27 protein-coding genes and 1 rRNA gene are annotated in these 26,404 nt (G+C 39.1%); 8 read left to right on the forward strand and 20 right to left on the reverse strand.

Annotated elements, in window-relative coordinates; genetic code table 11:
• The first annotated feature begins 406 nt into the window (after nucleotides 1-406).
• Nucleotides 407-886, forward strand: coding sequence for an RNA-binding protein (locus H5122_RS19635; protein ID WP_024596401.1), 480 nt, complete (start codon nucleotides 407-409; stop codon nucleotides 884-886).
• Here the strand turns inward: H5122_RS19635 and murI are convergent.
• Nucleotides 849-1,649: a glutamate racemase gene (gene murI, locus H5122_RS19640; protein ID WP_024596400.1), complete on the reverse strand. Its 801-nt coding sequence runs from the start codon at nucleotides 1,647-1,649 to the stop codon at nucleotides 849-851. The two genes, H5122_RS19635 and murI, sit on opposite strands and share 38 nt — an antisense overlap.
• A 65-nt stretch (nucleotides 1,650-1,714) precedes the next feature.
• Nucleotides 1,715-2,854 carry a DUF5610 domain-containing protein gene (locus tag H5122_RS19645; protein ID WP_182673135.1) on the reverse strand — a complete coding sequence of 380 codons (1,140 nt, stop codon included), beginning with the start codon at nucleotides 2,852-2,854 and terminating at the stop codon, nucleotides 1,715-1,717.
• A 162-nt stretch (nucleotides 2,855-3,016) separates the two neighbouring features.
• Here H5122_RS19645 and trmA point away from each other — a divergent pair, with 162 nt between their 5' ends.
• On the forward strand, nucleotides 3,017-4,114 hold the full coding sequence (gene trmA / locus H5122_RS19650) for a tRNA (uridine(54)-C5)-methyltransferase TrmA (RefSeq protein WP_182683015.1): 1,098 nt from the start codon (nucleotides 3,017-3,019) through the stop codon (nucleotides 4,112-4,114).
• A gap of 66 nt (nucleotides 4,115-4,180) precedes the next feature.
• On the opposite strand, the gene H5122_RS19655 is transcribed toward trmA, so the two are convergent.
• The 4 genes from H5122_RS19655 to ccoG form a co-directional block, all read right to left on the reverse strand.
• Nucleotides 4,181-4,819 (reverse strand): thiol:disulfide interchange protein DsbA/DsbL, encoded by a 639-nt coding sequence (locus H5122_RS19655; protein WP_182683007.1) that lies wholly within the window; start codon nucleotides 4,817-4,819, stop codon nucleotides 4,181-4,183.
• A gap of 16 nt (nucleotides 4,820-4,835) precedes the next feature.
• Nucleotides 4,836-5,459 (reverse strand): thiol:disulfide interchange protein DsbA/DsbL, encoded by a 624-nt coding sequence (locus H5122_RS19660; protein WP_149594832.1) that lies wholly within the window; start codon nucleotides 5,457-5,459, stop codon nucleotides 4,836-4,838.
• Nucleotides 5,460-5,493: 34 nt separating this feature from the next.
• Nucleotides 5,494-6,468 carry a serine/threonine protein kinase gene (locus H5122_RS19665; RefSeq protein WP_024596396.1) on the reverse strand — a complete coding sequence of 325 codons (975 nt, stop codon included), beginning with the start codon at nucleotides 6,466-6,468 and terminating at the stop codon, nucleotides 5,494-5,496.
• An 86-nt stretch (nucleotides 6,469-6,554) separates the two neighbouring features.
• Nucleotides 6,555-7,985, reverse strand: a complete 1,431-nt coding sequence (gene ccoG, locus H5122_RS19670) for a cytochrome c oxidase accessory protein CcoG (protein ID WP_182683008.1) — start codon at nucleotides 7,983-7,985, stop codon at nucleotides 6,555-6,557.
• A gap of 288 nt (nucleotides 7,986-8,273) precedes the next feature.
• Here ccoG and H5122_RS19675 point away from each other — a divergent pair, with 288 nt between their 5' ends.
• Nucleotides 8,274-8,633 carry a hypothetical protein gene (locus H5122_RS19675; protein WP_002962051.1) on the forward strand — a complete coding sequence of 120 codons (360 nt, stop codon included), beginning with the start codon at nucleotides 8,274-8,276 and terminating at the stop codon, nucleotides 8,631-8,633.
• Nucleotides 8,633-8,839 carry a hypothetical protein gene (locus H5122_RS19680; protein WP_002962050.1) on the forward strand — a complete coding sequence of 69 codons (207 nt, stop codon included), beginning with the start codon at nucleotides 8,633-8,635 and terminating at the stop codon, nucleotides 8,837-8,839. Before H5122_RS19675 ends, H5122_RS19680 begins: the two co-directional genes overlap by 1 nt.
• A 27-nt stretch (nucleotides 8,840-8,866) precedes the next feature.
• On the opposite strand, the gene H5122_RS19685 is transcribed toward H5122_RS19680, so the two are convergent.
• From H5122_RS19685 to gspC, 13 genes are all read right to left on the reverse strand, one after another.
• Nucleotides 8,867-9,454, reverse strand: coding sequence for a UPF0149 family protein (locus H5122_RS19685; protein WP_024596395.1), 588 nt, complete (start codon nucleotides 9,452-9,454; stop codon nucleotides 8,867-8,869).
• Between the two features lie 22 nt (nucleotides 9,455-9,476).
• Nucleotides 9,477-10,235 (reverse strand): type II secretion system protein N, encoded by a 759-nt coding sequence (locus H5122_RS19690; protein WP_182683009.1) that lies wholly within the window; start codon nucleotides 10,233-10,235, stop codon nucleotides 9,477-9,479.
• A gap of 3 nt (nucleotides 10,236-10,238) precedes the next feature.
• The gene (gene gspM, locus H5122_RS19695; RefSeq protein ID WP_024596393.1) at nucleotides 10,239-10,712 is read right to left on the reverse strand and encodes a type II secretion system protein GspM; all 474 of its coding nucleotides are present in this window, start codon (nucleotides 10,710-10,712) and stop codon (nucleotides 10,239-10,241) included.
• Nucleotides 10,709-11,917, reverse strand: coding sequence for a type II secretion system protein GspL (gene gspL / locus H5122_RS19700; protein ID WP_182683010.1), 1,209 nt, complete (start codon nucleotides 11,915-11,917; stop codon nucleotides 10,709-10,711). The genes gspM and gspL overlap by 4 nt, the downstream gene beginning before the upstream one ends.
• Complete coding sequence (gene gspK, locus H5122_RS19705; protein ID WP_024596391.1) at nucleotides 11,914-12,903, reverse strand: type II secretion system minor pseudopilin GspK; 990 nt, start codon at nucleotides 12,901-12,903, stop codon at nucleotides 11,914-11,916. The genes gspL and gspK overlap by 4 nt, the downstream gene beginning before the upstream one ends.
• Nucleotides 12,896-13,534, reverse strand: a complete 639-nt coding sequence (gspJ, locus tag H5122_RS19710; protein ID WP_182673083.1) for a type II secretion system minor pseudopilin GspJ — start codon at nucleotides 13,532-13,534, stop codon at nucleotides 12,896-12,898. Before gspJ ends, gspK begins: the two co-directional genes overlap by 8 nt.
• Nucleotides 13,535-13,909, reverse strand: coding sequence for a type II secretion system minor pseudopilin GspI (gspI, locus tag H5122_RS19715; RefSeq protein WP_002962039.1), 375 nt, complete (start codon nucleotides 13,907-13,909; stop codon nucleotides 13,535-13,537). It abuts the gene before it with no gap.
• Entirely contained in the window at nucleotides 13,909-14,496 is a 588-nt protein-coding gene (locus H5122_RS19720) for a Tfp pilus assembly protein FimT/FimU (protein WP_002962037.1), read from the reverse strand. Before H5122_RS19720 ends, gspI begins: the two co-directional genes overlap by 1 nt.
• 49 nt (nucleotides 14,497-14,545) lie before the next feature.
• Nucleotides 14,546-14,968, reverse strand: coding sequence for a type II secretion system major pseudopilin GspG (gene gspG, locus H5122_RS19725; RefSeq protein ID WP_002962036.1), 423 nt, complete (start codon nucleotides 14,966-14,968; stop codon nucleotides 14,546-14,548).
• Nucleotides 14,969-15,049: 81 nt separating this feature from the next.
• Nucleotides 15,050-16,285: a type II secretion system inner membrane protein GspF gene (gene gspF, locus H5122_RS19730; protein ID WP_002962033.1), complete on the reverse strand. Its 1,236-nt coding sequence runs from the start codon at nucleotides 16,283-16,285 to the stop codon at nucleotides 15,050-15,052.
• Between the two features lie 2 nt (nucleotides 16,286-16,287).
• Nucleotides 16,288-17,853: a type II secretion system ATPase GspE gene (gene gspE / locus H5122_RS19735; protein ID WP_002962032.1), complete on the reverse strand. Its 1,566-nt coding sequence runs from the start codon at nucleotides 17,851-17,853 to the stop codon at nucleotides 16,288-16,290.
• Entirely contained in the window at nucleotides 17,846-19,909 is a 2,064-nt protein-coding gene (gspD, locus tag H5122_RS19740; RefSeq protein ID WP_182683011.1) for a type II secretion system secretin GspD, read from the reverse strand. Before gspD ends, gspE begins: the two co-directional genes overlap by 8 nt.
• 23 nt (nucleotides 19,910-19,932) lie before the next feature.
• Nucleotides 19,933-20,874 carry a type II secretion system protein GspC gene (gene gspC / locus H5122_RS19745; RefSeq protein ID WP_182683012.1) on the reverse strand — a complete coding sequence of 314 codons (942 nt, stop codon included), beginning with the start codon at nucleotides 20,872-20,874 and terminating at the stop codon, nucleotides 19,933-19,935.
• A gap of 209 nt (nucleotides 20,875-21,083) precedes the next feature.
• Between gspC and hslR the strand changes: the two genes are divergently transcribed.
• From hslR to H5122_RS19765, 4 genes are all read left to right on the forward strand, one after another.
• Nucleotides 21,084-21,506, forward strand: coding sequence for a ribosome-associated heat shock protein Hsp15 (hslR, locus tag H5122_RS19750; RefSeq protein ID WP_002962027.1), 423 nt, complete (start codon nucleotides 21,084-21,086; stop codon nucleotides 21,504-21,506).
• Nucleotides 21,507-21,518: 12 nt separating this feature from the next.
• A complete protein-coding gene (gene hslO, locus H5122_RS19755; protein ID WP_182683013.1) occupies nucleotides 21,519-22,364 on the forward strand; it encodes an Hsp33 family molecular chaperone HslO in 846 nt (281 codons plus the stop codon).
• 271 nt (nucleotides 22,365-22,635) lie between these two features.
• The gene (locus tag H5122_RS19760) at nucleotides 22,636-24,174 is read left to right on the forward strand and encodes a phosphoenolpyruvate carboxykinase (protein WP_182683014.1); all 1,539 of its coding nucleotides are present in this window, start codon (nucleotides 22,636-22,638) and stop codon (nucleotides 24,172-24,174) included.
• A 182-nt stretch (nucleotides 24,175-24,356) separates the two neighbouring features.
• Entirely contained in the window at nucleotides 24,357-25,466 is a 1,110-nt protein-coding gene (locus tag H5122_RS19765) for a PepSY domain-containing protein (protein WP_182683016.1), read from the forward strand.
• Nucleotides 25,467-26,292: 826 nt separating this feature from the next.
• On the opposite strand, the gene rrf is transcribed toward H5122_RS19765, so the two are convergent.
• Nucleotides 26,293-26,404, reverse strand: a 5S ribosomal RNA gene (gene rrf / locus H5122_RS19770); the annotation flags it as partial.

Genomic DNA, 26,404 nt, shown 5'->3' on the forward strand with positions numbered 1-26,404 from the left:
CGTTTTGAGTCGCTTTAGCGCCTCAAGGGATGCGAATAATACACCCTTTATTTTTTGAGTCAACACTTTGTTTTAAATTTTCTTTTGGAAGATTTAAAACCGAAGTTTTATTTAACTCTCTGAGTGGTTCGTGCCTCGCTATGCTTCGGCGTTTCCCGTCTCAGTGGGGTCGCATTATAGGGAGATCCAAAAACAGATCAACCCTTTTTTTAGATCTTTTTACTGTTCGAACAAAAATAGAACAAAACCACGTAAAACCACATGAAAACCCCTCTAAGATGATGCTTTTTTATGCTCTTATTTATTATTTAATACAAATATCATTGCTATGTTTGATTTAGGCGTTAAGATAGCAAGTTCACAATGTTAAATTAATGTTTATTTCCTGTTTATTGGTAGATCTAAAATGAAATTACCCGATCAAAAATCTTTTATCTTCTCTGTTATTCTTGCTGTAGTTGGTTTTGTTGTTGTTGAGTTTGCTTTAGGCGGCTTAGCTTTAAACCCTGCATTACTATTTGGTGCTGGTTTATTAATAGGTGCGATTGCTATTGCTGCAATATCATCTGATGTGACTGAAGAAGCTGAAGTTAAAACAAAAACGCTTTATGTTGGTAACCTTCCTTATCGTGCAAACGAAGGTGTGGTTCGTGCATTATTTGAAGAACAAGGCAAAGTATTCAATGTTCGTTTATTAAAGGATAAGAATACTGGCAAACGTCGTGGCTTTGGTTTTGTTGAAATGGCGCAAGCTGATGCAGACAATGCAATTGCTAACTTGAACGATAGCGAGTTCCAACAACGTACTTTAAAGGTACGTGAAGCAAAACAAAAACAAGAAGATGATTCTAATGCTCTACGTACTGAGACGGATCAGTCAGTGTAACTAGCTTTACCGCTAGCTTATTGCTAAACACATCAGCCGTTGCATAATATTGCAGCGGCTTTTTTATGTCTGTTTGTTTATCCACACATAAGTTAAGTTGGTTAAGTAGGAAGTTGACTCTATTTGCTATCGCTACACCTGAATCAAGTAATTTTACATTCCCTTCAAAATACTGACTAATCGGCTCTGCTAATATCGGAAAGTGCGTACACCCTAGTACAAGTACATCTATTGTTTTATCTATATGTAGTTCATCAAGTACTTGATACAACTTATTTGTATCTAAAGAGCCTGTAAAAAAGCATTCCTCAGCTAACGTTACTAATTCAACACTGCTATACAGATTAACGATCACATTACGTGCATGTTCAGCAATTAATGTTTTTGTGTATGAACTGGCGACCGTTGCCGGTGTGGCTAACAAGCCAATATGATTTGAGCGTGTTAATTCTGCCGCAGGCTTTATTGCTGGCACAACACCTACAATAGGAATATCCGTAATTTGGCGAACAGCGCTGAGTGCAGATGTAGAAGCTGTATTACACGCTATTACAATTAAATCGACGTTAAGCGTGTTGGCTTTGATGAAATGAATAAGTGAACATAATCGGTTAATTATAGTTTGTTGGGATTGAGCACCATAAGGTAGTAATGCATTATCCATAAAATAGCTGTACTGAGCATTGGGGATACTTTGCTTGATATGTTCAAGTACAGTAGTTCCACCAATACCTGAATCAAAGACCATTATATGCGCTGACAAACTACCGTTCCTACTTTACTTTAAGATCGGCAGTTTGCCATGAGGTTTTTATAAAAGAAAGTAGTTTAACTTTGCGTGGTTTCTAAATCAGTAAGCCTGTCGGCTGCCGAATTTAACTGATTAAGGTTTTCGAACATAGACTTTGTGTAATCTACTAACTTATCTATTTGTTCCTGATCTTGATTTAACCATTGGAGAATGCCAGCTAGCTGATTTTGTAATCCAAGCTCACCCGCTTTTTCAAAAGCATTTTTAAGGTCGTCATTAAAAGGGGCTAAACCCTCTGCTACTTGTTTTTCTGGTGCTGGTTTATATTCTTCATAGCTTTTAACTGTTGCTATTGTTTTTGTTTGGCGTAAATCCATAGAAAAAGCCACCAGCTGATCGCTGTCTAAACTCAGCTCTTGCGCTTGTTCAAATGCTTCATCTAAATCACCACCAAAAAAGGTTTTACTTAAATCTTGTAAGTCTTCCATCATCGCATTAATAGCTTCTTGCTCTTGCTCGTTTAAGTCACCATTTACCGACATCGAAAATGATACCTGTCGAGATTGCGATGATGAGCTTGCAAACGACTCACTATTACTATTTTGCTGATAGCCACTTGCCGATTGAGATTCAAATGCATCAGCAAAGCTAATACTTACCTCATCGCCTTCTGCGGTAGTAAATTTATACTCTGCATTACTCGTCATACTGACGTATTGGGCCTGGCTTATATTTACGCTGGCAGGTTGTGGGTTAAATAACGACTCTTCAAACTTATCCAGCCCATTGTAAATTCCCTCTTTGGACTTATTAATGCCCTCTTCCATGTCATCATTAAATACGCCTGTACCTTTGAGTTCATCAACAGCGTCGTCAATCCCTATTTGGACGCCTTTGCGCGCATCGCCTAACATATCTTTGAGCTTTTCGTCATCAGCGCCGTTAGCTTTTGCTTTATTAACAGCACTACTTACAAAATCGAGTACGTTTTTTACTATTTCATCAAAATCAAATAGTGGTTTATCTGCTTTTTTTTCTGCGATAGGTAATCCAAGCTGCTCAGCCATTTTATCGCCAAGCACCTTTGCGGCCAACTCTCGGCCTCGTTGTTGATAGCTATCTTGAGGAGACGTAATTGTAGGTTGCTGTATATCAGCTTTATTATTGAATTTATTGATGTTGTTGTTTGGCGTAAAGCCATAATTACCTATTTTCATGATTCGTCTCCTAAGCGTGCGTAGTTTATTATCGGCTATAACAACAAAAACTAAAGTACAATGTTCAATAAAACAGCATAAATGCTAGCCAAAACTAGACAAATACGCAGCGCTCCCTACAATAGCGCCGATAAACAGATCTTAGATAAGGTAGTAGCGTTAATGGCAGTTATTAAAATAGATACCACACAGTACCAAGCGCAGTTAAGTGAAAAAGAGCAGCGCATTAGTACGCAGTTTCAACGTTTTGGTGTGGAGCAACTAGAAGTATTTAGCTCAGAGCCAACTAACTACCGCCAACGTGCTGAATTTAGAGTATGGCACGACGGTGACGATCTGTTTCACATTATGTTTGATCAACAAACAAAAGAAAAAATCCGTGTTGATACATTTGACCCAGCAGCGCCTCTAGTAGGTGAAATAATGCAGGTGATGATTGAAAATCTTAAGCCTTGTGAAATATTACGCCGTAAGTTATTTCAAATCGATTACCTATCAACGCTAAGCGGTGAAATTTTAGTAAGCTTGCTTTATCACAAACCACTGGATGATGAATGGTTAAGTGAAATTAAAGCACTGAAAGAAAAGCTTAGCAGTAAATACAAAATTGACTTTATTGGTCGTGCTCGCAAACAAAAAGAAGTACTAGGTGATGACTTTGTAACTGAACGTTTAACAGTTAATGGGCAAGAGCTTATTTATCAACAAGTAGAAAATAGCTTTACTCAGCCTAATGCAAAAGTAAATATTAATATGCTAGAGTGGGCACAAGATTTATGTAAACCACTTAAAAATGATTTACTAGAACTGTATTGTGGTAACGGTAACTTTTCAATTGCATTAGCAGGTTCTTTTAATAAAGTATTAGCGACGGAAATATCAAAATCATCTGTTCATTCTGCTCAATACAATATTGCTAAAAACAACGTAGAGAACTTAGATATTATTCGTATGTCGAGTGAAGAGTTTACTCAAGCAATGAATGGTGAGCGTACTTTCTCTCGTTTAGAGGGTATTGACCTTAAAAGCTATGACTGCCAAACCATATTAGTTGATCCACCGCGCGCGGGCATGGATGAATTAACGTGTGACTTAGTAGCTAACTACGAAAGCATAATTTATATATCGTGCAACCCTGAAACTCTTGAGCGTGACCTTGATCACTTAACACGTACGCATAACGTTAAGCGCTTTGCTATATTTGATCAGTTCCCTTATACGCATCACATTGAGTCGGGCGTTTTCTTACAGCGCAAATAAATACGTTCAGTAAACGTTACCCATAAAAAAAGCTCCTTAAGGAGCTTTTTTTTGTTTTAGCTAAACTTACTTGTTAGCTAAGTAATTTATTAATTTGCTAATGTCTTCAGGTTTAGTAATACCCGACTCACGACCTAGGTTTAATTTGTACTTACCATTTACAATAAAGGTAGGTACGCCACGTAGTGCGCCTTTTTCTTTAAAGTAGTCTTGATCGCGTTTCATTTTAGAGCTCAGCGTACGTACCGAGAAGCTTTTAAACAGCTTATCAAACTTATCACCATCAACGCCCTGCGCTGCAAATATATCTTTTACATCTGCAAGCTCATTAAATTTAGCGCGCTTTGTATGGATATGATTAAAGATTGCAGAAATAATCTGATCTTTTTGTGGAAGCACTTCAGCTGTCGCCAGAGCTTGGCTCATCATCTGTTGGTTTTCTGGGTCACGTACACCTACAAAATCAACATGGCTCTTTTTAAATTTAACGTTTTTATCAAGCTTAGGCTTAAACTCACCAATTAGTGCTTCCATGTTATTACATGCAGGGCAGTAAAATGAGAAGAACTCTTTAACCTCTGGCTTTTTAGTTGCACGCTCAGAAACTACGTCGTAATGCACGCCTTCTTCATACGTTGCTGCAAAACTTGTTGCTGCCATAGGCAGTAATATTGCAAGCAAACCTGCTTTAACCAATTTAATCATTATTATACTCCGAAATTTATAGTGCTAATAAAAACGCTACTAACTCATCAAGTTCTTTTTGATTTTTGATGGTGTTGAGGTTTATTTTATATTTATCGTTAACAATAAAAGTAGGTACACCTGTAAGTGCGCCTAATTTTGAATATTTATTTTGTTTGTCTTGCATTGCTTGCTCAGCTGAAATGACTGGCATGCTTGCAATCTCTTGATCAAACGTTGCGCTATCAATACCGTTTACTTCAAGTAATTTTTTAACGTCTTTCATTTCAGTTAATGGTGCACGTTGAACATGGATACTTTTAAAAATTTGATCGCTAATACTTTGAGCCTGACCATGCTGCTTAGCAATTAAGTAGGCAAAGCTTAAATTACTTTGTGCTTGTGGCGACACGCCACCTAAAAAGTTCACGTGGTTTTTAATAAACTCAGCGCCTTCTGGCAAGCCTTTTTCAATTGCTTTTGCTACTGGTTCAAACTTAAAGCAATGTGGACAGTAAAATGAGAAAAACTCGGTTACTTGCGGTGACTTGCTTTTGTCTACATCTATAACAGTGTATTGATTATCAACTTCAAACTGTGCAGCAAGTGCTGCAAATGGTAAACATAAAAGTAATAAACTCAGTTTTAATTTTTTAAGCATTTGTATCTCGTTGTACTTGTCTTTAAATAAAATATTACGGCAATAACTTTAACGGTGCTTCTTGCAATGCTGCAAGTTGCTCTTTCAGTGCTAAAATTTGTTGCTCCCAGTATTTGTCATCAGCAAACCATGTAAAGTTCCGCACAAAAGCAGGATCACTCCATCGTTTAGCTACCCATCCCATATAATGAATAATACGCATTGCTCGCAGCGGTTCAATTAATTTGAGTTGAGAGTGATCAAAATCACAAAACTCTTCATACGCATTTACAAGGGTGTCTAACTGTAACAGTTGCGTCGCTCTATCGCCACTGAGCATCATCCATAAATCTTGGATTGCAGGACCTTGGCGGCTGTCATCTAAATCAACAAACATTAGCGCATCACCTGCCCATAAAATATTACCAACGTGGCAGTCACCATGTAAGCGAATACTTTGCACATCTTTATACTGTTTTTGCGCCTGCTCTATCACTAAATCTAAAATAGTATAAAACGCAGTATTTATTCCCATGGGCACTAAGTTACTTTTTTGAAGATGAACTTTGGCTGTATGCAAATACTCCTCGCAGGTAACTGTTGGCCTATAAGTAAAAGGTTTTGTTTTAGCTACTTGGTGCATTCGGCCAATTAATCGCCCCATTACATCAAGCTGATCTAAATTATCAACCTCAAATAAACGCCCGCCTACACTTGGAAACAACACAAACAAATACCCTTCGTGTTCAAACAAGCTTTGCCCATTATATAAAATAGGGGCAACAACGGGTACTTCTGCATCCGCTAGTTCAAATGCAAAGTCATGCTCTTCTTGAATTTGCTCTTTACTCCATCGCTCTGGGCGATAAAACTTCACTACGTAACGCAGGCCATCATCCGCTTTAAATTGGTATACTCTGTTTTCATAGCTATTGAGCGCTAATAAACCAGATTCGGCGTACACACCTACGCTTTCTATTGCATCGAGTATTAGATCAGGTGTTAAGTCAATAAAACTAAATTTACTCATACTCTTCTTATATAAAATAAAAGCGGGTTATATACCCGCTTTTGTTAATTGCTATATCAATTTACCTAATTTAAGGTAAGTTGCGATTATCGCGCTTTAAAAAAGTTACTCGACTGCGATATTGTCTCATCCGGCTCATCTACCGGTGAAAGCACAAAGTTAAACTCAGTCATCGGCGCCTTCAAATCATAAGGGTCCATTACAAGTGACAATGGTACGTTATGAGATTCCCCTGCCTGCACAGTAAATGACTGCTTACCAATATACTTAAAGTTATCTAACCCTTGTACTTTAATATTAAAGGTTTGCTCGTACTGCGCTTTATTAATTACCTTTAATGTATAGGTGTTCTCTACTAAACCATCAAAATCGACACGATATAATTGGTTTCGGTCACGAATAATATCAAAGTCCATTGTTTTACGCAGTGCTATATTAGCGACAAGCGCTCCCGTAAGCACAACAAGTATGACCGTGTAACCAATAATTTTAGCTCGCAGTGGATTCGTTTTATTTTCTGGGGTTTCAAGATTTCGCTCTGTCGTATATGAAATAAGCCCACGCGGGTATTCCATTTTATCCATTACGCCATCACACGCATCAATACATGCACCACAGTTGATACACTCAGCTTGTAGCCCATTTCTAATATCAATACCTGTTGGGCATACTTGAACGCACAAGTTACAGTCTATACAGTCGCCTAACTCTAAATCTTTATGCTCTACTTTACGTGAACGAGGACCACGGCTTTCACCTCGGCTTTCGTCGTACGTTACGGTGTATGTGTCTTTATCAAACATAGCTGATTGAAAACGAGAGTAAGGACAGATGTGTAAACACATAATTTCTCGCATCCAACCGGCATTACCATAGGTACACGCAGCAAAGAAAATAATACTGACTAGTGCATAACCGCCTACATCAAACGTTACAAAGTCAGGGAGTAACTCCCTTATTGGCGTAAAGTAACCCACAAAAGAAATAGCGGTATACAACGAAAACAATACCCAACTAGTATGCTTTGCCGTCTTACGCCAAAACTTATCAAAATTCATGGGTCGTTGATCGAGTTTTTTACGTTGATTAGCCGTGCCTTCAAGCTTTTCTTCGAACCAAATAAAAATAAAAGTCCAAACAGTTTGCGGACATGTGTAGCCACACCACACCCGTCCATAGAAGGTGGTCACTAAAAACAACGCAAATGCTGCCAACATAAAGATAAACGCTAATATAGTAAAATCTTGAGGCCATAGCGTTAAACCAAAAATATTGTATTTTTGACCAATTAGATCAAACAGCACAGCTTGCTGGCCATTAAAATTAATCCAAGGTAGTAACATAAACGCAAGCAGGCCTAAAAAGCCAATGCGCTGTCTAAGTAATTGATGTAGGCCTTTTACAGCACGCACATAAATACGATTTCGGGGATTGAACCTATCATCTTGGCGGCTTAAATCCGGTTTTTGGATTTTCACCTCTACAGGGATATTCTTTACTTTAATTTGCTTGTCCATCGAAGTTCCTCAACGCCGCTTGGAAATAAAAATCCAGCAATACTCAAGTACTCTATACTTAAAGTTAGCAAGTTACTTGCTAGGCATATTTACTTAAATAAATTGCCTTCTCGAATACTTTCAGATATTTCAGAAATATCTGACTGCTGTTAACCATTATAACAATGTTGGTTAAAATTACTGGCATAGATTGCTAATAATTTATTCATCCCAGTTACTTGCTTTTAAAATGCAGTTTATTACACTGCATGGTAATTCAACCCTACTTAGATCAAGGTTTACGTATCCATGAAAAAATTTATTATTTTGGTAGTTGTGATCCTTGCCTTTTTTACAATCGATCACCCACTTATAAAAGAACCTCGCGAAAGGTTACTAGGTGAAGGCATTGGCTTTTTAAGTGATGCAAGCAAGGTCAACAGAAGCCCCGCTGCAAATATGGCGAAAAATAGGATCAGCAGTCAACTTAAACTATCTGAATCTGAAGGTGAGTATGTAGAAAAAACGTTTACAACAGATGACTCTGTTCAGTTATTTCACCTACGCTATTGTCGTGAGCGTGACTTAAACCTTTATTTTTATGACGACCGTTTAAATACGGTATGTAAAATAGTGACTGAAGCATTAGAGCAAAAGCGAGCAAAGTAGTGGATTTTTCAGGATTAAATAAAAAAGCAAGCGACTCATTTCATAAGCAGCGCAATATGCTCAAGCAATTAGCGCAAGGCAAAACATTAAAGTGTGAGAAGTGTAATGGGGTTTTAACACTTGATTTAGCCACCAGCGAGCCTGGTAAAGGCATAGTAAAGTGCAAACAAGGCTGTACGGATATTATATTAGAGCTAGGCACTTAGATTAAACTAAGCGCCTAGTATTAATAATTACTCTTCCCAACTCTCGTCGGTTATCAAGCCGCTATTAATTGCGACCACTTCAATTAGTTCAGCAAACCCTAATGCAAAGTCACCCATAGATTCATACTGATACTGACACAAAGCTTCTATTGTCATGTTATTTTGTTTGGCAATCTGAGCTATTGCTAGCTGGTCGAGTGCAAAAAAGCTTAGTGTGCTTAACGCACTTTCTAGTGCTTGTTTAAAATCAACGTCTAATTGCGGTGCATTTAACAAAGGTTCTGCATATGCTTTCGTTGCAACTAAGAAGCCTTTACTCCACGACTTACAAAATTCAGCATCAAATGTGTCTGGTAATTTATATCCAGTTTCGAACACCTGCTCACTAATTTTGTGATAAAGCGCCATAAACAAAAAAAGCATTTCTTCATCTAAATCATTAGCTGTGTTTGGCAATATCTGCTCAAGCCACTCATGTACATCTAATGGGTTGGGCGAACAAATTACACCAAATAAATAGCCTTGGCTTTGTACAAGGGTCATTGCTTGAGATTGGGTATTTAAAAATGAGCTGAGCTGCTTTGCGTGCAACTCAGTAAATTGGGGTATTTGCATTAAAACTCTTTATATTAAAACATTAAAAGTTGAGCGGATAGCGACCTTGGTTATCTGGTCGGCCTAAAAACTTAACCGCATCATGTACATCTTTAGGTAAGCTGGCATCTGGTTTTACATAACCTGCCACTCTAAAGTCGAAATTAGCTTTAAGTGTAGCATCTGCCTCAAGGCCAAGCGTATTATCTGGGTCAATTAATATAGCAACATCACCCGACTTACAGCTTAACTTACCAGCTAGAGGTCCAATATTAAACCATCCATTTAAACCTTGAACATCAATATTAGGGCTCGCTATTTCACCTTTTAGTGAATCACAATAAGGTGCGCCTGAGCTGTATTCATCAAGTTCTAAAATCACACGCCCTTTAGCGGTAACAGGCAGAGGAAGTTGCACACGTTGCATTGCACGCTCTACGGTGGAGCGTACTAGGGCGTCAGTCACTATTACTTTTTTATTAAAAAACCCATAACTTACATCTGCGTAACCCGAAATATCACTGCGTTCTCGTGGGTTACCAAATTTTATGTTCGCATTTAGTTTGCCCGTAAATAATTTCCAGCCTGCAATATCCCAGCGCACATTATTTAACTGTTCACCATCAAAACGAACTTGCATCATTTGACCTTGCCAAACAGTACCTACAGTTTGCCCAACTTCTAATTGCTTTGGAAAATACGGCTTAGCTATATCAAGCGCAATACTGGCTGGTAATTTAATAATACAAAACACAATAAAACTAATTAAAAAGACAGCCGATAACGTTATTATTTTTTTCATTAATTAATTCTCTAATACTAAACGGCTTACGCGCACATAGCCTGATTTATCATCGCGACTTAAATCTAAATTTTCAATTTTTAAACCATGCTGATTTACTAGCTCATCTAGCCATTCTATTAACTGATTAAACTCTACTGAGTCGAGCGTTAAACGAAGAGAATCACTACTGGGCTGCATTTTACTAATATTGATTTTATAGCGTCCACGAGTAGAGTTTACCACTTGGCTTAAGTTTGTATTGCTAGCAACACTGGTGTTGCCTGCAGCCTTTAGCTTAACAATACTGTCATCAACCCAAGCTAATAGCTCTTGTTGTTTAATTTGAGATTGCTGTGCTTTTTCTATCGCGTTATTTAATGGCCTAAATATTCCCATTACTAAAACAAAAATAATAAACACGCCACCAGCGACCATTACCAATTGTTGTTCTTGCTCTTTAAGCGAACGCCACTGTTTCATTAACTGCTTTTTCATACTGCACCTCGCAGCTTAATTTCACCTACGACATAATCACCGTCATTATTTAAAGACCCTTGCTCAACAATTAAACCTTGCTTTTCAAGTATGATTTTTACTTTACCAAAAGTTTGGAAGTCTTTAGCCCGTGCACGAATTCGCAGCTCATTACGACGTTTGTCATAACGAAGTGTTTCAGGTGTAAATTCGCTGACTTGCGAAAATACATCAACCAAATTAGTCGTTAAGTCTAAAAAGCCGGATTCACTTGAGCCTTGTATTTTATCTAACGCGCCTTTAATTTGGCTTTTAATTAGATTAGGGCGAACTTTAGTTCCCGGAAATGCTTTTTGATATCTGTCGACCACTTGAGCTTTAGCTACTTCTACTTGTGTATTAAGTTGGTGTAACTCAATAGCTTTTATTGTAATTGTAGAAACCAATGCAACACTTGCTATAATTGCGGCGCCTTTCCAGTAACCCCACCACAAAGCGCTTTGTTTTTTAAGCTGATACATACCTTGGCGTAAGTTAAAATTAACGCTATCTAACTGTTTTGCAAATAATGCTAGAGGTAAATCGTAATCGCTTGTTTGGGCTTGTAAGTTAACGCTTTCAGGAAACTGATTAGCAGGGCTAAAATGTTTAATGTCGGGGTTACCCATGGCTGATAAATAGCCATTCAACCAACTAGATTCAACCGCACTAATATGCCATTGCCCTTGCTTAAACAACCATTGGTTGTTGAGCTCAATAGCAGTTACGGCACCATCATCTGCAAGCGGTAACAACAAAGCATCGGGTAATATTCTGTATACTGATAGATTATGCTCAGCAAATAATGCAAGCCATTGTTCAAACCATTCACGGTCTGTCATTGCTACACGAATTGCATGTTGCTCACCAAGCATTGTCGGCTGCGCTACAGCTATAAACAGTTCATCTACGTCACATGCTATATCTTCTTCAAGCATGTATGGCAATGCTTGCTCAAGCTTGCGATTCCATTTTGTTGGCAAAGCGACCGTTTTTAATTGCACTTGGTCACTGGGTAATAACACGACAACTTCTCGGGTAAGTGCTTTTTCGCTTAGCTCACTTAAATGCTCTGCATTTGGTAACTCGCCACTGGCTATTATTTCTTGTTCTTGTGGTGAGTAAATTAACCAGTTAAGTAATTCTTGTTCGGTTTGACCCGTGCGGATCAACAGTATTTCTGTCACTGTACGCCTCCAAATTTTCGCGCCAGTATCGTTACGTCGCCGTCTTTAGCGTGCAGTAATGTGGTCATCGAAAAACGCAGGTCGACAAAGTTTGCCTGCGTTTGTAATTTAAAATATTCGCTTTTAATACTAAATAGACTTTTTATTGAGTCAGTATTAGTACCGCCTTGCTGCTTCACCTGTTCAAAAAATTCATCGATGGTGTCAAATCCAGTTTGCGGTCTTGCGCCTAACACCGCTTCTGCGCCAGATAAGCTTAAGCTTTCTATCAAGGCACTGAGTATAAGCGCTTGCTCTGGCAATAATGTATTTACGTTAATAGATAAAAGCGTACTGCCTGGTATTACACATACATATGGCAATACTTTTTCCATCACTAATGGGTTAAAGCCCTTAACTAAACGCAGCTCCGATGTTGATGCAAATAAACTATTGGCTGTCATATACGGAAAATCTCGTGATAAGTACTCGTCTTCTTCTGCACCTGAGCGATACGTAATACTGTTCTCATCAAGCCAATCAAATACACTATCTGCCATCGTCTCTTCTGATTCGTCAGCAGGTAAATCTTCAATGTTTTCAAGTAATGCAAAGAGTGCTTTGTGTGCAGGGTTTGTTTTACTTGCGCTATTTTCTTCTGGCGCTATGGCTAAAGCATTTAAATTTAAACATGCTTGTAAATCTGTAATTTTGCCACTTAACGTGCCGTTATCAACAGGGTATGAAGCATCTCCTTGAGTTGCCCACACTTGATCGAGTGTTGTTTTATCGGCATCATCTTTTTTACTTTGTATTAGCCCTTTAATAGCAAGCTCTTCTGCACCGTAGGCGTACCATTTAGCTTGTTGGTGACCTTGCAAGTTTGTACTTTTTTGCACTTGAACCATTAAATTAGCACTCATTTCTACTGCTAAAATAGCCGCTAACGCCACAATAAATAAAACAATAACAAGTGCTGCGCCGCGCGATGATTGCTGCTTAACCATTATTCACATCCGTAGTTTGTGTAGCAACAACTTTGCCTTGCCCAGGAACTAAAAATACACGACGAATTGGCTCTGCTTCTATTTGTTGCAACGTAACAGCAACCGCTTTAGGGAGGGCTTTAATTTCCCACTGTTCTTGCCATTCGTTTTTATCATCTAAAAACTCAAACTTAAGTTCTTCAACATTCTCTAGCACACGTTGAACTCGCGGCTCCATATTATCAAGCTGATCAACATAAACCCGATAAACACGCTCAAGGTTATCATCAATCACTCTATAACCAACAGCTTGTAGTTCTGAACGTGGCAATAAGTTAATTGGATTTATCCAGCCATCTCGTACAAACGCGATACCATCGTATTGGCTTTCTAAAACGTAACGACCAGCAAGTAAATATTGCTGCTGAACATCGCCAGACTCATTGCGAACTGCGCGTTTGGTCATTTGGCTAAAATCTTGATCCATTAATCTAAATGTTGTTTGCAATCCATTTAGCTCAGCAATCTTTTCATCGGAGGCATCTTTTGCTCTTGTTGTCGTCTCGAGTATTTGATGCGTAGCAATAATAACAAAAGCTAAAATACCCAGTGCAACCATAACTTCAAGTAATGTAAACCCGCGCTGCTTCACTTACTTTTTGCCTTTATTTAAATACGTTGATAACTCATATGCTGAATGCTCATATTTTTCATCCGTAAAAACATTTATGGTTAGTTTTACAAAGCTTTTGTCAGCAGTCGCTGTAACTTCTTGCTGCCAAAACCATTCAACACCGCCCATTACTTCGCTGCCTTTAAGGTTATTTTTACCTTGCCATTGTTCGCCTTTAGTACGCTGTTCAATAATAACGTTTTCGGCGACCCAAGATGCATAGGTTTGCTCTTCAATAGTCGTTAAATGGTGTATATGCTCGCTTGTTGCTTGCATTGCAGCTATACCCGCCATGGCACAAATACTTAATGCCACTAACACCTCTAATAAGGTAAACCCTTTAGTGCGCTTCATTATTCTGGCTCTCGGCGAAAGTTTACTGGTGCTGTAAATTCACCTTCAATGTAATACACAGGTTCGCTTTGCTCTTTTAACTCTAATATAAGTTGAAACGCGCTTACCTCACCTGATGATAAAATAAGTACTTGTGGGATTTTTAACTTTTTTAGCTCAAGCAAGCTGTCTTCATCGCCGCCACTCATAAGCTCGCGCCAGTTAGATTGCTCTAAGAGGTTATCTTGCGCCCACGCTAAATCTTCTAAGTTAAGAGTGAGCTTTAATCTTTCGTCTAATTCTATTGGTTTAAAAAGATCTTCACGGTCAAAAGTAATCCACTTTTCACCATCGAAAACTAAATACTCTAATGTATTTTCTTCTACTAATAAGCCCAATTCAACTTGGTTTAAAATAGCAAATTCCGATGCCATATTAATGGTGGTATGCAGCCTTAGTGCTTGAGTATCTAACTCCTCCTCAGCACCGCCTTCTAAGCTATATACCACCATTTTGGTGGCAAAAGCGATGATCACTAATACCACTAAAATTTCTATTAAACTAAAGCCTCTGTTTTTTGCATGGCGCTGCTTAAGGCTTGCTTTCATAGCAAGCCTCTAGCATTAACATGTTCATACAGAACGGTGTACTTAAGCATTATTGTTTTTCTTCGTCCCAGTTACCGATATCGTCATCAGTACCTGCTTCACCGTCTGGGCCCATAGAAAAAATATCAAACTTGCCAATTTCACCTGGGCTAATTAACTGATAAGTATTACCCCAAGGATCTTCTGGTAATTCATTAATAAAGCCACCATCAGGGAAACGTTTTGGAACCGGTTCAATGCTTGTTTGGGTAACTAGCGCTTCAAGACCTTGCTCTGTGCTTGGGTAGCTCTTATTTTTAAGCTTGTATAAGCTCATTGCATCTTCTAATTGCTGGATATCTAGATGTGCTTTATCAATAGCAGCCTCTTCTTGCTGACCCATAATGTTAGGTGCAACAATTGACATAATCATCCCGATGATAACCAGTACCACCATCACTTCTAGTAAAGAAAAACCTGATTGTTTATTCACGTAATTACCTCATTATTCTAAAAACATTAAGTAAAAATGGTTTAGGTAAAACCACTAATATATTTAAAAATTTATTCTAACTTAAAGTCCAACAGCTTTATTCATCGCCATTATTGGCTGCAATATTGCCATTACTATAAATAATACAATAACCGCCATTGAGGCGATCATCGCAGGCTCTAGTAGTTTAAGCGATACATTAACCATGCTCTCAAATTCGCGATCTTGGTTATTTGCAGCACGCTCTAACATTTGCTCTAGTTCACCTGATTTTTCACCACTTGCTATCATATGCAGCATCATTGGTGGAAACAACTTAGTTTGCTGAAGTGCAGCTCTTAAGCTTGCACCCTCACTCACTCTATCGGATGCATCTGCAACCGCTTTTTTAATTTTTTCGTTAATTAATACGCCGCCCGAGATACGCATTCCTTCAAGTAATGGTACCGAGCTTGACGATAAAATACTTAAAGTACGCGCAAAACGTGCGGTGTTAATACCACGAGCCACTTTACCTATACCTGGCATATGTAGCACTCGGTCATCCCACCAAAAACGTATTTTAGGCTGCTTAAGTGCATGCTTAATACCAATGGCTATAGCTGTAATAGCTATTAAACTAATAAACCAATAATTTTGCACAAAATGACTGCCTGCCATAACCCATTCGGTTGTCCAAGGAAGTACTTGCTTCGTTTTTTCAAACGTTTTTAATATTTTTGGTACTACGGTGCCCAGTAATACCGACACAATACCAATTGCAAATACCACTAATATAATAGGGTAAACCATAGCCTGAGTTATTTGGCTACGCATATGTTGGCGCTGCTCGGTATAGTCGGCTAAACGATTAAGTACTTGGTCAAGGTGACCCGACTTTTCGCCTGCGGCTACCATTGCACGATATAAATCGTCAAAAACATGAGGAAACTCACTAAGACCATCGGCAAGGGTGTAACCTTCAACTACTTTTGAGCGTACCGACATAAGCATCCGCTTTAAACGCGGCTTTTCGCATTGCTCAGCAACCGCCATAACAGCGCCTTCAACAGGAAGTGCCGATTGAATAAGTGTTGCTAATTGCCTTGTAATTAATGCTAAGTCTGAGGTTGAAATTGTCGGCTTAAAAAAGCCACCGAGTAAAGGGGCTTTTTCGCCTTTGACCTGTTTATCACTTTGCGCCGCAGGAACAACTTCAAGCGGCGTTAGTTTTTGATCACGTAAAGTTTGGCGGATTTGTTTAGCCGTATCAGCTTCTAAAATGCCTTTTTTTTCTTTACCTCGACCATCTAAGGCACGATATTCAAACGCCGCCATAGTTAACCTTCCTCACGGGTAACACGCAATACTTCTTCAAGTGTTGTTTTGCCTGCCAGTACACGGCTACACCCATCTTGGCGAATACTTGGGCTGCGCTTACGAATGTATTTTTCTACGCTTTGCTCGCCTTTACCGTTGTGAATCATTTCGCGTATGGTTTCATCAACTACAAGTAACTCATGAATACCTGTACGACCACGGTAACCATTAAAGTTACACTCCTCACACCCCACCGCTCGATAAATTGTCGGTTGGCTTTCAAAAGGAACCCCTAACAGCTGGCATTCATGCTCATCAGCCGTGTGACCTTCTTTACAGGTATTACATAACGTACGTACTAAGCGTTGCGACAACACACCGAGTAACGACGATGAAAGTAAGAAGGGTTCAACACCCATATCTTCCATACGTGTAATTGCACCCGATGCGGTATTTGTATGCAGAGTAGACATAACAAGGTGACCGGTAAGTGACGCTTGAACACCAATTTGCGCAGTTTCAAGGTCGCGTATTTCACCCACCATTACTACATCAGGATCTTGACGTAATATTGCACGTAAACCACGTGCAAATGTCATATCAACTTTTGCATTAACTTGTGTTTGCCCAATGCCTGGAATTTCGTACTCTATCGGATCTTCAACGGTAAGAATATTACGATCGCGTGAGTTAATTTGGCTCATACCAGCGTATAAAGTGGTACTTTTACCAGAACCCGTTGGCCCTGTTACCAAAATAATGCCGTGGGGTTTACTAATTAAATCTGAAAACAATGCGCGATTTTCTGCAGTCATACCTAAGTCTTCAAGGTTTAATCGCGCGTTATTTTTGTCAAGTAAACGCAGTACTACGCGCTCACCAAAGCTCGATGGCATTGTAGATACACGCACATCAACTGCACGCCCTGCAATACGTAAGCTAATACGACCATCTTGTGGAATACGTTTTTCAGCTATATCAAGCTTAGCCATTACTTTAATTCGAGATACAAGTAACGATGCAAGTTTACGATTAGGCTTAAGTACTTCTTTAAGCACGCCATCGACCCTAAAGCGAATAACAAGCTCTTGCTCGAAGGTTTCGATATGAATATCAGAAGCCCCTTCTTTAATCGCTTCACTTAGCATGGCATTAATAAGCTTGATGATTGGCGCATCATCGTCACCAGCAAGTAAATCTTCAGTTTGCGGGAGCTCATCAGCAAGTGAGAATAAATCAACCTCGTTGCCAATATCTTCCATCATTTGTTGCGTTTCAGAGCTATCACGTTGGTATGACGCTTCAAGCAATAGCTCAAATTTATCATCATCCAATTGCTCAAGTGTAAAACCATGGCCTGCGATACGGCGTACTTCTAATAGTACTTCCACATCTAGCTCACCACGGTAGTAAACTATACGATGATCTTTGTTTTTACCCAGTAACACACCTGCGCGTCTTGCATAGGAAAACGGCAAACGCTTTGCTGGTAACTCAACTAACACATCACTCGTTAATAGCTCATCCTGATTATGCGTTTGAGGATGAACCACATCTTGGTTTATCTCTTGAATCGCATTAGTCATCTTTACGCTCTTGTGCATTTTGTTTACGTAGAGACTCTTCATACGTAGGTGGAAGTACTAGTTCGTCATTCCACTCAGGTAAAATAGGCGTATCCGTCATTGGCATTAACTCAATACCATCTTCTTTTTGTTTAAACTGCTCACCGCGAATAAAGTTATATTTATTAAAGCTTAACTTATTCATGCTTACACCATCACGAATAATGGTTGGGCGAATAAATACAATAAGATTACGCTTACGGCGCGTTGTATTTGTTGATCTAAACAGGTGGCCTAAAATAGGGATATCGCCTAATAACGGTACCTTAGAAACACTTTCTTGTACGTCTTCGTCAATTAAACCACCAAGTACAACCATACCGCCATCATCGGCCATAACCGTTGTTTTAATTGCACGTTTATTAACTGAAATATCAACAGCAGTTGCACCACTTACGCTCGATACTTCTTGCTCAATAGTAAGTTGTACTGCAGAGCCATCGTTAATCTGTGGCGTAACTATCAGTTTAATACCGACTTCTTGACGCTCAACTGTTTGAAATGGGTTAGCATTATTACTGCCCGTTTGTGAGCCTGTAATTATAGGCACTTCTTGACCGACTAAAATAGAAGCTTCTTCGTTATCCATTGTAGTAATAGAAGGGGTAGCCAAAATATTTGAATTTGTATCAGTGGCAACAGCCTGAATAATTGCGCCCCAGTCATTTTTAACAACGCCCAGCGCTAAACCATTAATGCCACTTAGCAATGAAGCAAGCGCATCATAGTCACCCTCAGTCGTTTCGTCATAACTAGTAACGGTTCCAGTTTCTGTACCAATGATAGTTTTAGTTACGGTTGTATCTTGTGCTTGCTCTGCAGCAACAGCTAATGAACCCACGGGAACCGTAGTGCCGTTGTTAAACTGCAGCATACCGCCCTGCTCAGAAATCCACTGCAGGCCTAAGTTAACCCCGTCGCCTTCCATTACTTCAATAATAATGGCTTCAACTAGTACTTGGGCACGGCGAATATCAAGACGTTCAATTACAGATTCAAGTGATCGCATTGTATCCGGCTGCGCAGTAATAATTAATGAATTTGAATCTGGGTGAGCTTCTATACTGCTTTCATTATTGCTTCTGCTGCGAGTTTTAGTCGTGCCGCCTTGCGCATCTTCAACAAGTGACTTACTAACGCCTTGCAGTACTTTTACTAAATCTTCAGCTTTAGCATAATTTAGGTAAAACACTTTGGTATTACCTTGGCTTTCTAATTCGCCATCTAAGCGCTTAATGAGCTCAATAGCACGTGTACGTGCTTGGCCTTCACCACTTACAATAACGCTATTAGTTCGGCCATCAGCCACAACTTTTGGAATTAAGAATTCAGGTACACTGCCTTTACCGCTGTCTTTATAAATATTATCTACCACAGAGACAACATCATCTGCCGTCGCATATTTAAGCTTAACGATGTCTACACGCTTGTCACCCGCCTGATCAACAGAGCGAATGATCTCAACTAAGCGATTAACCGATGCTGCATGACCCGTTAGCATCATAACGTTAGCCGCATTAAAGTTGGCAACGTGACCACCATCTTTTTGATCGCTAAATTGACGAACCAAAGGGCCAAGCTCTTGTACACTTACATTTTTAACTCGTACAACACGTGTAATCATCATGTCGCCGCTAGCTTCACTACCCTCGGTAATAAGCGGTACATTTGATTTTTTGGCGTCTGAACTTTTTTCTATCTTAATTATGCCATTGTCCATTTCAACAGCTGAGTAGCCATAAACTTCCAATACATTTAAGAAGAACTGATAATAAAGTGCTTCGTCCATTAACTCATAGCTGCGAACATTTACTTTGCCGCGCACATTAGGGTCAATAATTACTGTTTTATTAAGGTTTTTACCAACAATATTAATAAACTCGTTGATATCAGTTCCTTTAAAGTTAGCAGCATATTCAACAGCAGAAACAGACAAAGAAATACTTGCCGCCAAAAAAAGTGCTGCGTACTTAGCTAACCCTTTTTTAATTTTTTTGAGGTGTAGCACCTGAACCATTATATTGAAACTCCAAAGCTAAATTATCGCAGACTAAATTGCACATCGATTTGTTCACCATCACGTTCTATAGTGATATTGGCATCTGTACTATTACGCAGCTCGTTGATAGCTGACATAGCCTGTTTTAAATCTGTTAATTGATAGCCATTTATAGAAATAGCCAAATCGTTATTTTTTAATCCCATTTGTTTAAACAGTTCAGGCTCTTTACCTGGACTTAAACGATATCCGATTAGTTCGCCATCATTCATGGCTTGTGAAACACGTATGTAGTCAAATAACTTGCCTGGCTCTTCGAGCAGCTCTTCACGTGTTTCTATAATTGCTTCTTTAACGTCTGGATCTGCAGTTGCATCTATTTGTAGCTCACTTGGCTCTACTTTTTGCGGACCCATTTCAGCATCATCACGGGCAGCGAGTACTGGCATAGATACCGTTTTATTAAAATCGAGTCCATCGAGCATCAATGTCTCAAAACGCCCATTAACATTCAAAATAACACGATCAGGTAATATTTGTGCTACTTCAGCGCGCGTGCCTAATACAACTTCTTCAACAAGATAACTTACTTGCTTACCTTGTGATTCAATAATTGCGATACCTGCTTTATCATTGTTATTAACCGCTACAATACCGGTTAAATTTATACTTAGGCGTGTTTCTGGCGCATTGTTTATAACCTGCGATTGCTTTGCAGTATTATTGTTGTTTGTTACAGTTTTTTTACCAAATAAGAATTGCTCAACAATATGCTGCGCAGAGTTATTACTCACACCAGATGGCTGATTAGCATGATGGCTAGGGGTAAGCAGAGTTACCGGTGGTTTTGGCCATAAAAGCCAAACTAGTTTTGATAATAAAAATGCAAGATAAACAACAACTAAGAGTGTCACTAATGCACTTAACTTAGCATGCGGTAAACGAGTTAAAAATTGTTTTAGTTGTTGGATTTGCTGTTCCATAAATAGTGTTCTTATTTTAATTTACTGCGTTAGCGCGTACCCATAGTACCCTTTCATTTTTCTTTCAACAAGCACACTAATATTAAACTTTGTAAACAGATTAAATTAACTTTACATAACCGTATAAAAAACAAACGGCTGTTGTAATAGCTTCATCCTACGATGATTTCATGATAAATTTTAAGATATAAAACGTGGGGAAATGCCTTATGAGTAAAAAAAGTAACGCTAATACCAACTCAGACCATGCGGATGGGTTAAAAGTTCGATTAGATAAATGGTTGTGGGCTGCGCGATTTTATAAAACTCGTGCTATTGCACGTGAAATGGTACAAGGCGGCAAAGTGCATTATAATGGACAACGTACAAAAGCGAGTAAAATAGTAGAGGTTGGCGCAAACATAAAACTTGCACAAGGAGTAGATGAAAAGCTGATAACTATACTCTCAGTGCTTGAAAAACGCCAAAGCGCCCCCATTGCACAGACCATGTATCAAGAATCTGATGCCAGTATTGCTAAACGCGAAGAGAACAGCATCGCACGCAAAAATAATAGCTTTTTTGCCCCCCATCCGGATAAAAAACCGGATAAAAAGCAAAGACGCGAACTTTTAAAAATGAAATCAAGTTAGGTATAGCCGCTCATGCAACAAGATTTACTTCACCGTTATTTATTCAACGAACTAGATGTTCGTGGCGAACTCGTACAAATCGAGAATGCTTATAATGAAATGATTGCCGACCATAATTACCCAGACCCTGTTAAAGCATTACTTGGTGAGTTACTCGTTGCAACTTGTTTACTTACTGCTACCTTAAAGTTTGAAGGTGAAATTGCTGTACAGCTTCAAGGTGATGGCCCAGTTAAATATGCTGTTATAAATGGTGATGACAAACAAAACATGCGCGGTATTGCACGCCTGCAAAGCGAAATTACGGGCACAACTGTAAAAGAGCTTATTGGCCAAGGCTATATGGTAATCACTATTACCCCTGAAAAAGGTGAACGCTACCAGGGTATAGTGCCGCTAGAGCATGACACCCTTAGTGAATGTATTGAAAGCTACTTTGAGCAGTCAGAGCAGCTAAAAACACGCCTTTGGTTTGCAACTGACACTACTGAAGGTAGCGCAAAAGCATGTGGTCTATTTTTACAAGTGCTTCCAGTTGATAAACAAAAATCAATTGAAGACTTTGCACACCTAGAAGCATTAAGTAACACGATTAAAAATGAAGAGTTGTTACACTTAGATGCGAACACTGTTCTTACACGTCTTTATCACGAAGATAATCCTCGCGTATTTGAACCTCAAGCTATTAAATTCAAATGTGGTTGTAGTCGTGATAAAACAATTACTGCACTTGTTAATATTGGACAAGAAGAACTGCTCAAAGATGTAGCTGAGAAAGGGACTGTTAACATTAACTGTCATTACTGTTTAAAAGAGTATGTTTTTAACGAACAAGACATAAAAAGCATTTTCAACTAAATGTTCAGCTTCATTTATATATAGCAATTAAAGCCGCAAAATATGCGGTTTTATATTATAAAAAGATGATACCGGTGTCATGAATTTTGTTAATTTACTGACACCGGTATCATTGAAATTATTCATGTTTTTTAGCAAATATATGTGTTTTTAGAGGCTTTACGGGCTCGAATATCTCAAAACCTTCTGTTACTATAATTTCAGCTTAAGGGCACTGATAACCCCAGAGCTATCCCGTTCAAACTCTCACACATTATAGTTAGGTATAAACATGACTACAGGCGCTACACGTTTTGTCGATTTAACCGCAGCTGAACTTGTCGAGCATGCGATCCGCCGTGGCGAAGGTATTTTAGCCGCAAATGGTGCTTTTGTTGCAATTACAGGAAAACGAACTGGCCGTTCACCAAAAGATCGTTTTATTGTTCAAGAAGCGACAACTCAAGATGACATTCAATGGGGCAACGTTAACCGCCCATTTGATGCAGAAAAATTTGACGCATTATGGGCTCGCGTAGAAGCACATGTTCAAAGTAATGACCACTTCACCTCTCACCTAGAAGTTGGCGCTGACCCTGAGCATTATCTACCTGTAGTCGTAACTACAGAAACAGCGTGGCACCATATTTTTGCCAAAAACATGTTTATCGAACCACAAAACTATAACGCCTCAAACTTACCACAATGGCAAGTAATGAACGTTCCTTCGTTTGTATGCGAGCCGGAACGTGATGGCACAAATAGCGATGGCACCGTTATTATTAACTTTGCACAGCGTAAAGTATTACTAGCAGGTATGCGCTACGCCGGTGAAATGAAAAAATCGATGTTTTCTGTACAAAACTTCCTACTACCAGCAAAAGGTGTATTACCAATGCACTGTTCTGCTAACGTTGGTGAAGCAGGCGATACAGCATTATTCTTCGGTTTATCTGGTACGGGCAAAACAACTCTTTCAGCAGATCCTACTCGCTTTTTAATTGGTGATGACGAACACGGTTGGGCACCTGGAAGCGTGTTTAATATTGAAGGCGGTTGCTATGCTAAATGTATCGACCTGTCACAAAAGAACGAACCTGTAATTTGGAATGCAATTCGCTTTGGTACTATTTTAGAGAATGTAGTGCTAGATGAAAAAGGCGTCCCAGATTTTAACGATACTAGCCTTACTCAAAATAGCCGTGCAGCATATCCACTTGAACATGTTGAAAAACGTAAAGTTGAAAACCGCGCAGGCGAACCAAAAGCTGTTGTATTTTTAACTTGTGATGTAAGCGGTGTATTACCACCGGTATCTGTTCTTAGCGAAGAAGCTGCTGCTTTTCACTTTTTAAGTGGATACACAGCTAAAGTTGGCTCAACTGAAATTGGCTCTACTAGCGATATTGAATCAACGTTTTCAACCTGCTTTGGTGCGCCATTCTTCCCACGTCCTGCTGGTGTTTACGCTGAGCTTCTTATGAAGCGTGTACGCGAGTTTGGCGCTAAAGTATACCTTGTGAATACAGGTTGGACTGGCGGTCCTTACGGCACAGGTAAGCGCTTTGATATTCCAACTACTCGCGCAGTAGTTGATGCAATCGTATCGGGTAAATTAACAGGCGTTGAAACTCAGCACATTGATGTTTTAAACCTAGATGTACCGGTAGCAGTTCCAGGTGTAGATACTAACTTACTTAATCCTATAAATACGTGGGAAGATAAAGCTAAGTACAATGAATATGCAGCAAAACTTGCCGCTGACTTCACTGAAAACTTTGCTAAGTATGACGTATCAGACGATATAAAAAATGCAGGGCCTAAAGCTTAAATAAGCTTCAAGCTTGTATTTTAACGCCAGCCAAGGGCTGGCGTTTTACTTTCTAAATACCTAATAGAATAAGTGCGACAAAATGCCGCACAACTCATATCAAAAACCATATAATATACCGCGTAATTAATCATTCCTTAATGCCCAATAAACCTGCATTACTCATTACGGCTATTTAATTGATGACACTAAAGCTTTCATGGCGAAAAACATTCAGGCGGTTACATTTATACTTAGGCCTATCTGTAGGTGTTTTACTTACTATTATCACTCTTTCTGGCTCTATATTAGTTTACTATCCGCAAATAGACTTACTGCTAAATCCAGCAAATGACGCTACTACAAACATAAAAACGCCTAATTGGGATCAAGCATATAATACGCTAAGAGCCAATTTCCCTTCAAAGCAAGGGCCATGGCGATTAGAAAACACAGGTATAAATTCAGTAATTCCAGCGCGATACTACAATCCAATAAAAACAAAAGAGCAAAGCTTTGCCCCCTTAATGGTATGGCTATCTAGCAGTAGTGATAAAGTAATACGTAAAAATTATTGGGGAAAATACTTAGTAACTTGGATGTACAACTTACATTTTTCATTACTAACAGGAGCAACGGGCACTCTCGTTGTTGGCTATATAGGCATAGCCTCAATAGTTCTTCTTATCTCTGGGTTCTTTGCTTGGTTTCCAAAGCCTGGGCAGTGGGTAAAGGCACTAAAATTTAAATCTCGTAGCTCTAAAATAGGTTTGCTATACGACTGGCATAAACTAATTGGTTTAACCTTCTGCATACCGCTACTAGCTTTAACTGTTACAGGTGTTATGCTCGCTATTCCAAAACAAACAGATCCTATATTAACCGCTCTAGTTAGCGATATAAACTCCCCACCAAAAACACAAATTCAACCGAGCAAACAAACCGATATTTCTTTATCACAAGCGGTATTAATAGCTGAAAAAGCATTACCGAATGCGCGTTTAGCTTGGATTGAAACACCATCAAACTTAAATGCTATTTACAGATTAAGATTTCAAACTGTAAACGATCCTTCGTATCGCTTTCCACATAGCTATATAGAGGTTAATGCACTTACAGGAAAGTTAGAGAGCGTGTTTAATATAGATAAGCAAAGTACGGCTAGTAAAATAAAAAACTGGATACACCCTCTACATGACGGCAGCATTGGCGGTAACATTTTAAAAGTCATTTGGGTGCTGAGTGGCTTTGGATCTGCTGCATTGTTCTTTATTGGCGTATATAGGTGGTTAGTTAGAACCAAGAGAATATAAAAATAAAATAAACTTTACGCCAATCTCCCTAGTTAAATGATCTATTTGAGGACAAAGATTTCTTTATTTCGTTGTTCTCGCCAATTACTCCTAAGTTGCTCAACCTTCTGTATCCATGCAATCGTATATCAGAAATTTCTAACGCAATTAACGTCAAGTTCAATCCACCAAATTGATTAGGTATTATTGCCGATTAGTATAATTATCAGGTATGTGTATTTATTCTGCACGCGCTAAAACTACAGTTAGTTACAGATGTTATGCGGTAAATCACTTAGGTAAACTTAGCGCACAATAGTGCCCCCCAATTAATTGCTTACTAGTGTCTGTAAATAAGGCTATATACCTAATGGGAATGTCTAATAGGCTACTGAATAGTTAAAGCAAGGCTCTTTACAATGTGAAGCCTGCGTAATGTCACGATACCCACAGCGGTGGAGAGTCACGTAGTAAATGCTACTTTATTGGCCGAATGGGGTATTGAGGGCTTTTGTTGTGATTCTAACGTCGGGAGTCGCTGCGCTCGTCCGACCTACGTGATGGGTGTTGATGTGAGTGTGTATTAATTGCGCGCATTTACTTTTTACAATTTAAAACCTGGTGATGTCATAGTGCCCACAGCAGTAGAAAGTCACGTAGCAAATGCTACTTTATTGGCCGACTGGGGTATTGAGAGATTTTGTTGTGATTTTAGCGTCGGGAGTCGCTGCGCTCGCCCGCCCTGCGTGATGATGTTGATATGAGTGTGTGTTTATTGCGCATATTTCACTTTTCTTCAGACGCAAAAAAGCCCGAATCGTTAGATTCGGGCTTTCTACAATTTGAAGCCTGGTAATGTCCTACTTTCACATAGCAAATGCTACACTATCATCGGCGCTGTTTCGTTTCACTACTGAGTTCGGCATGGAATCAGGTGGGTCCAAAACGCTATTGTCACC

Origin of the sequence: Pseudoalteromonas sp. SG43-8 (assembly GCF_014164245.1) — a bacterium.
In the GTDB taxonomy this organism is placed as follows: Bacteria; Pseudomonadota; Gammaproteobacteria; order Enterobacterales; family Alteromonadaceae; genus Pseudoalteromonas; species Pseudoalteromonas distincta.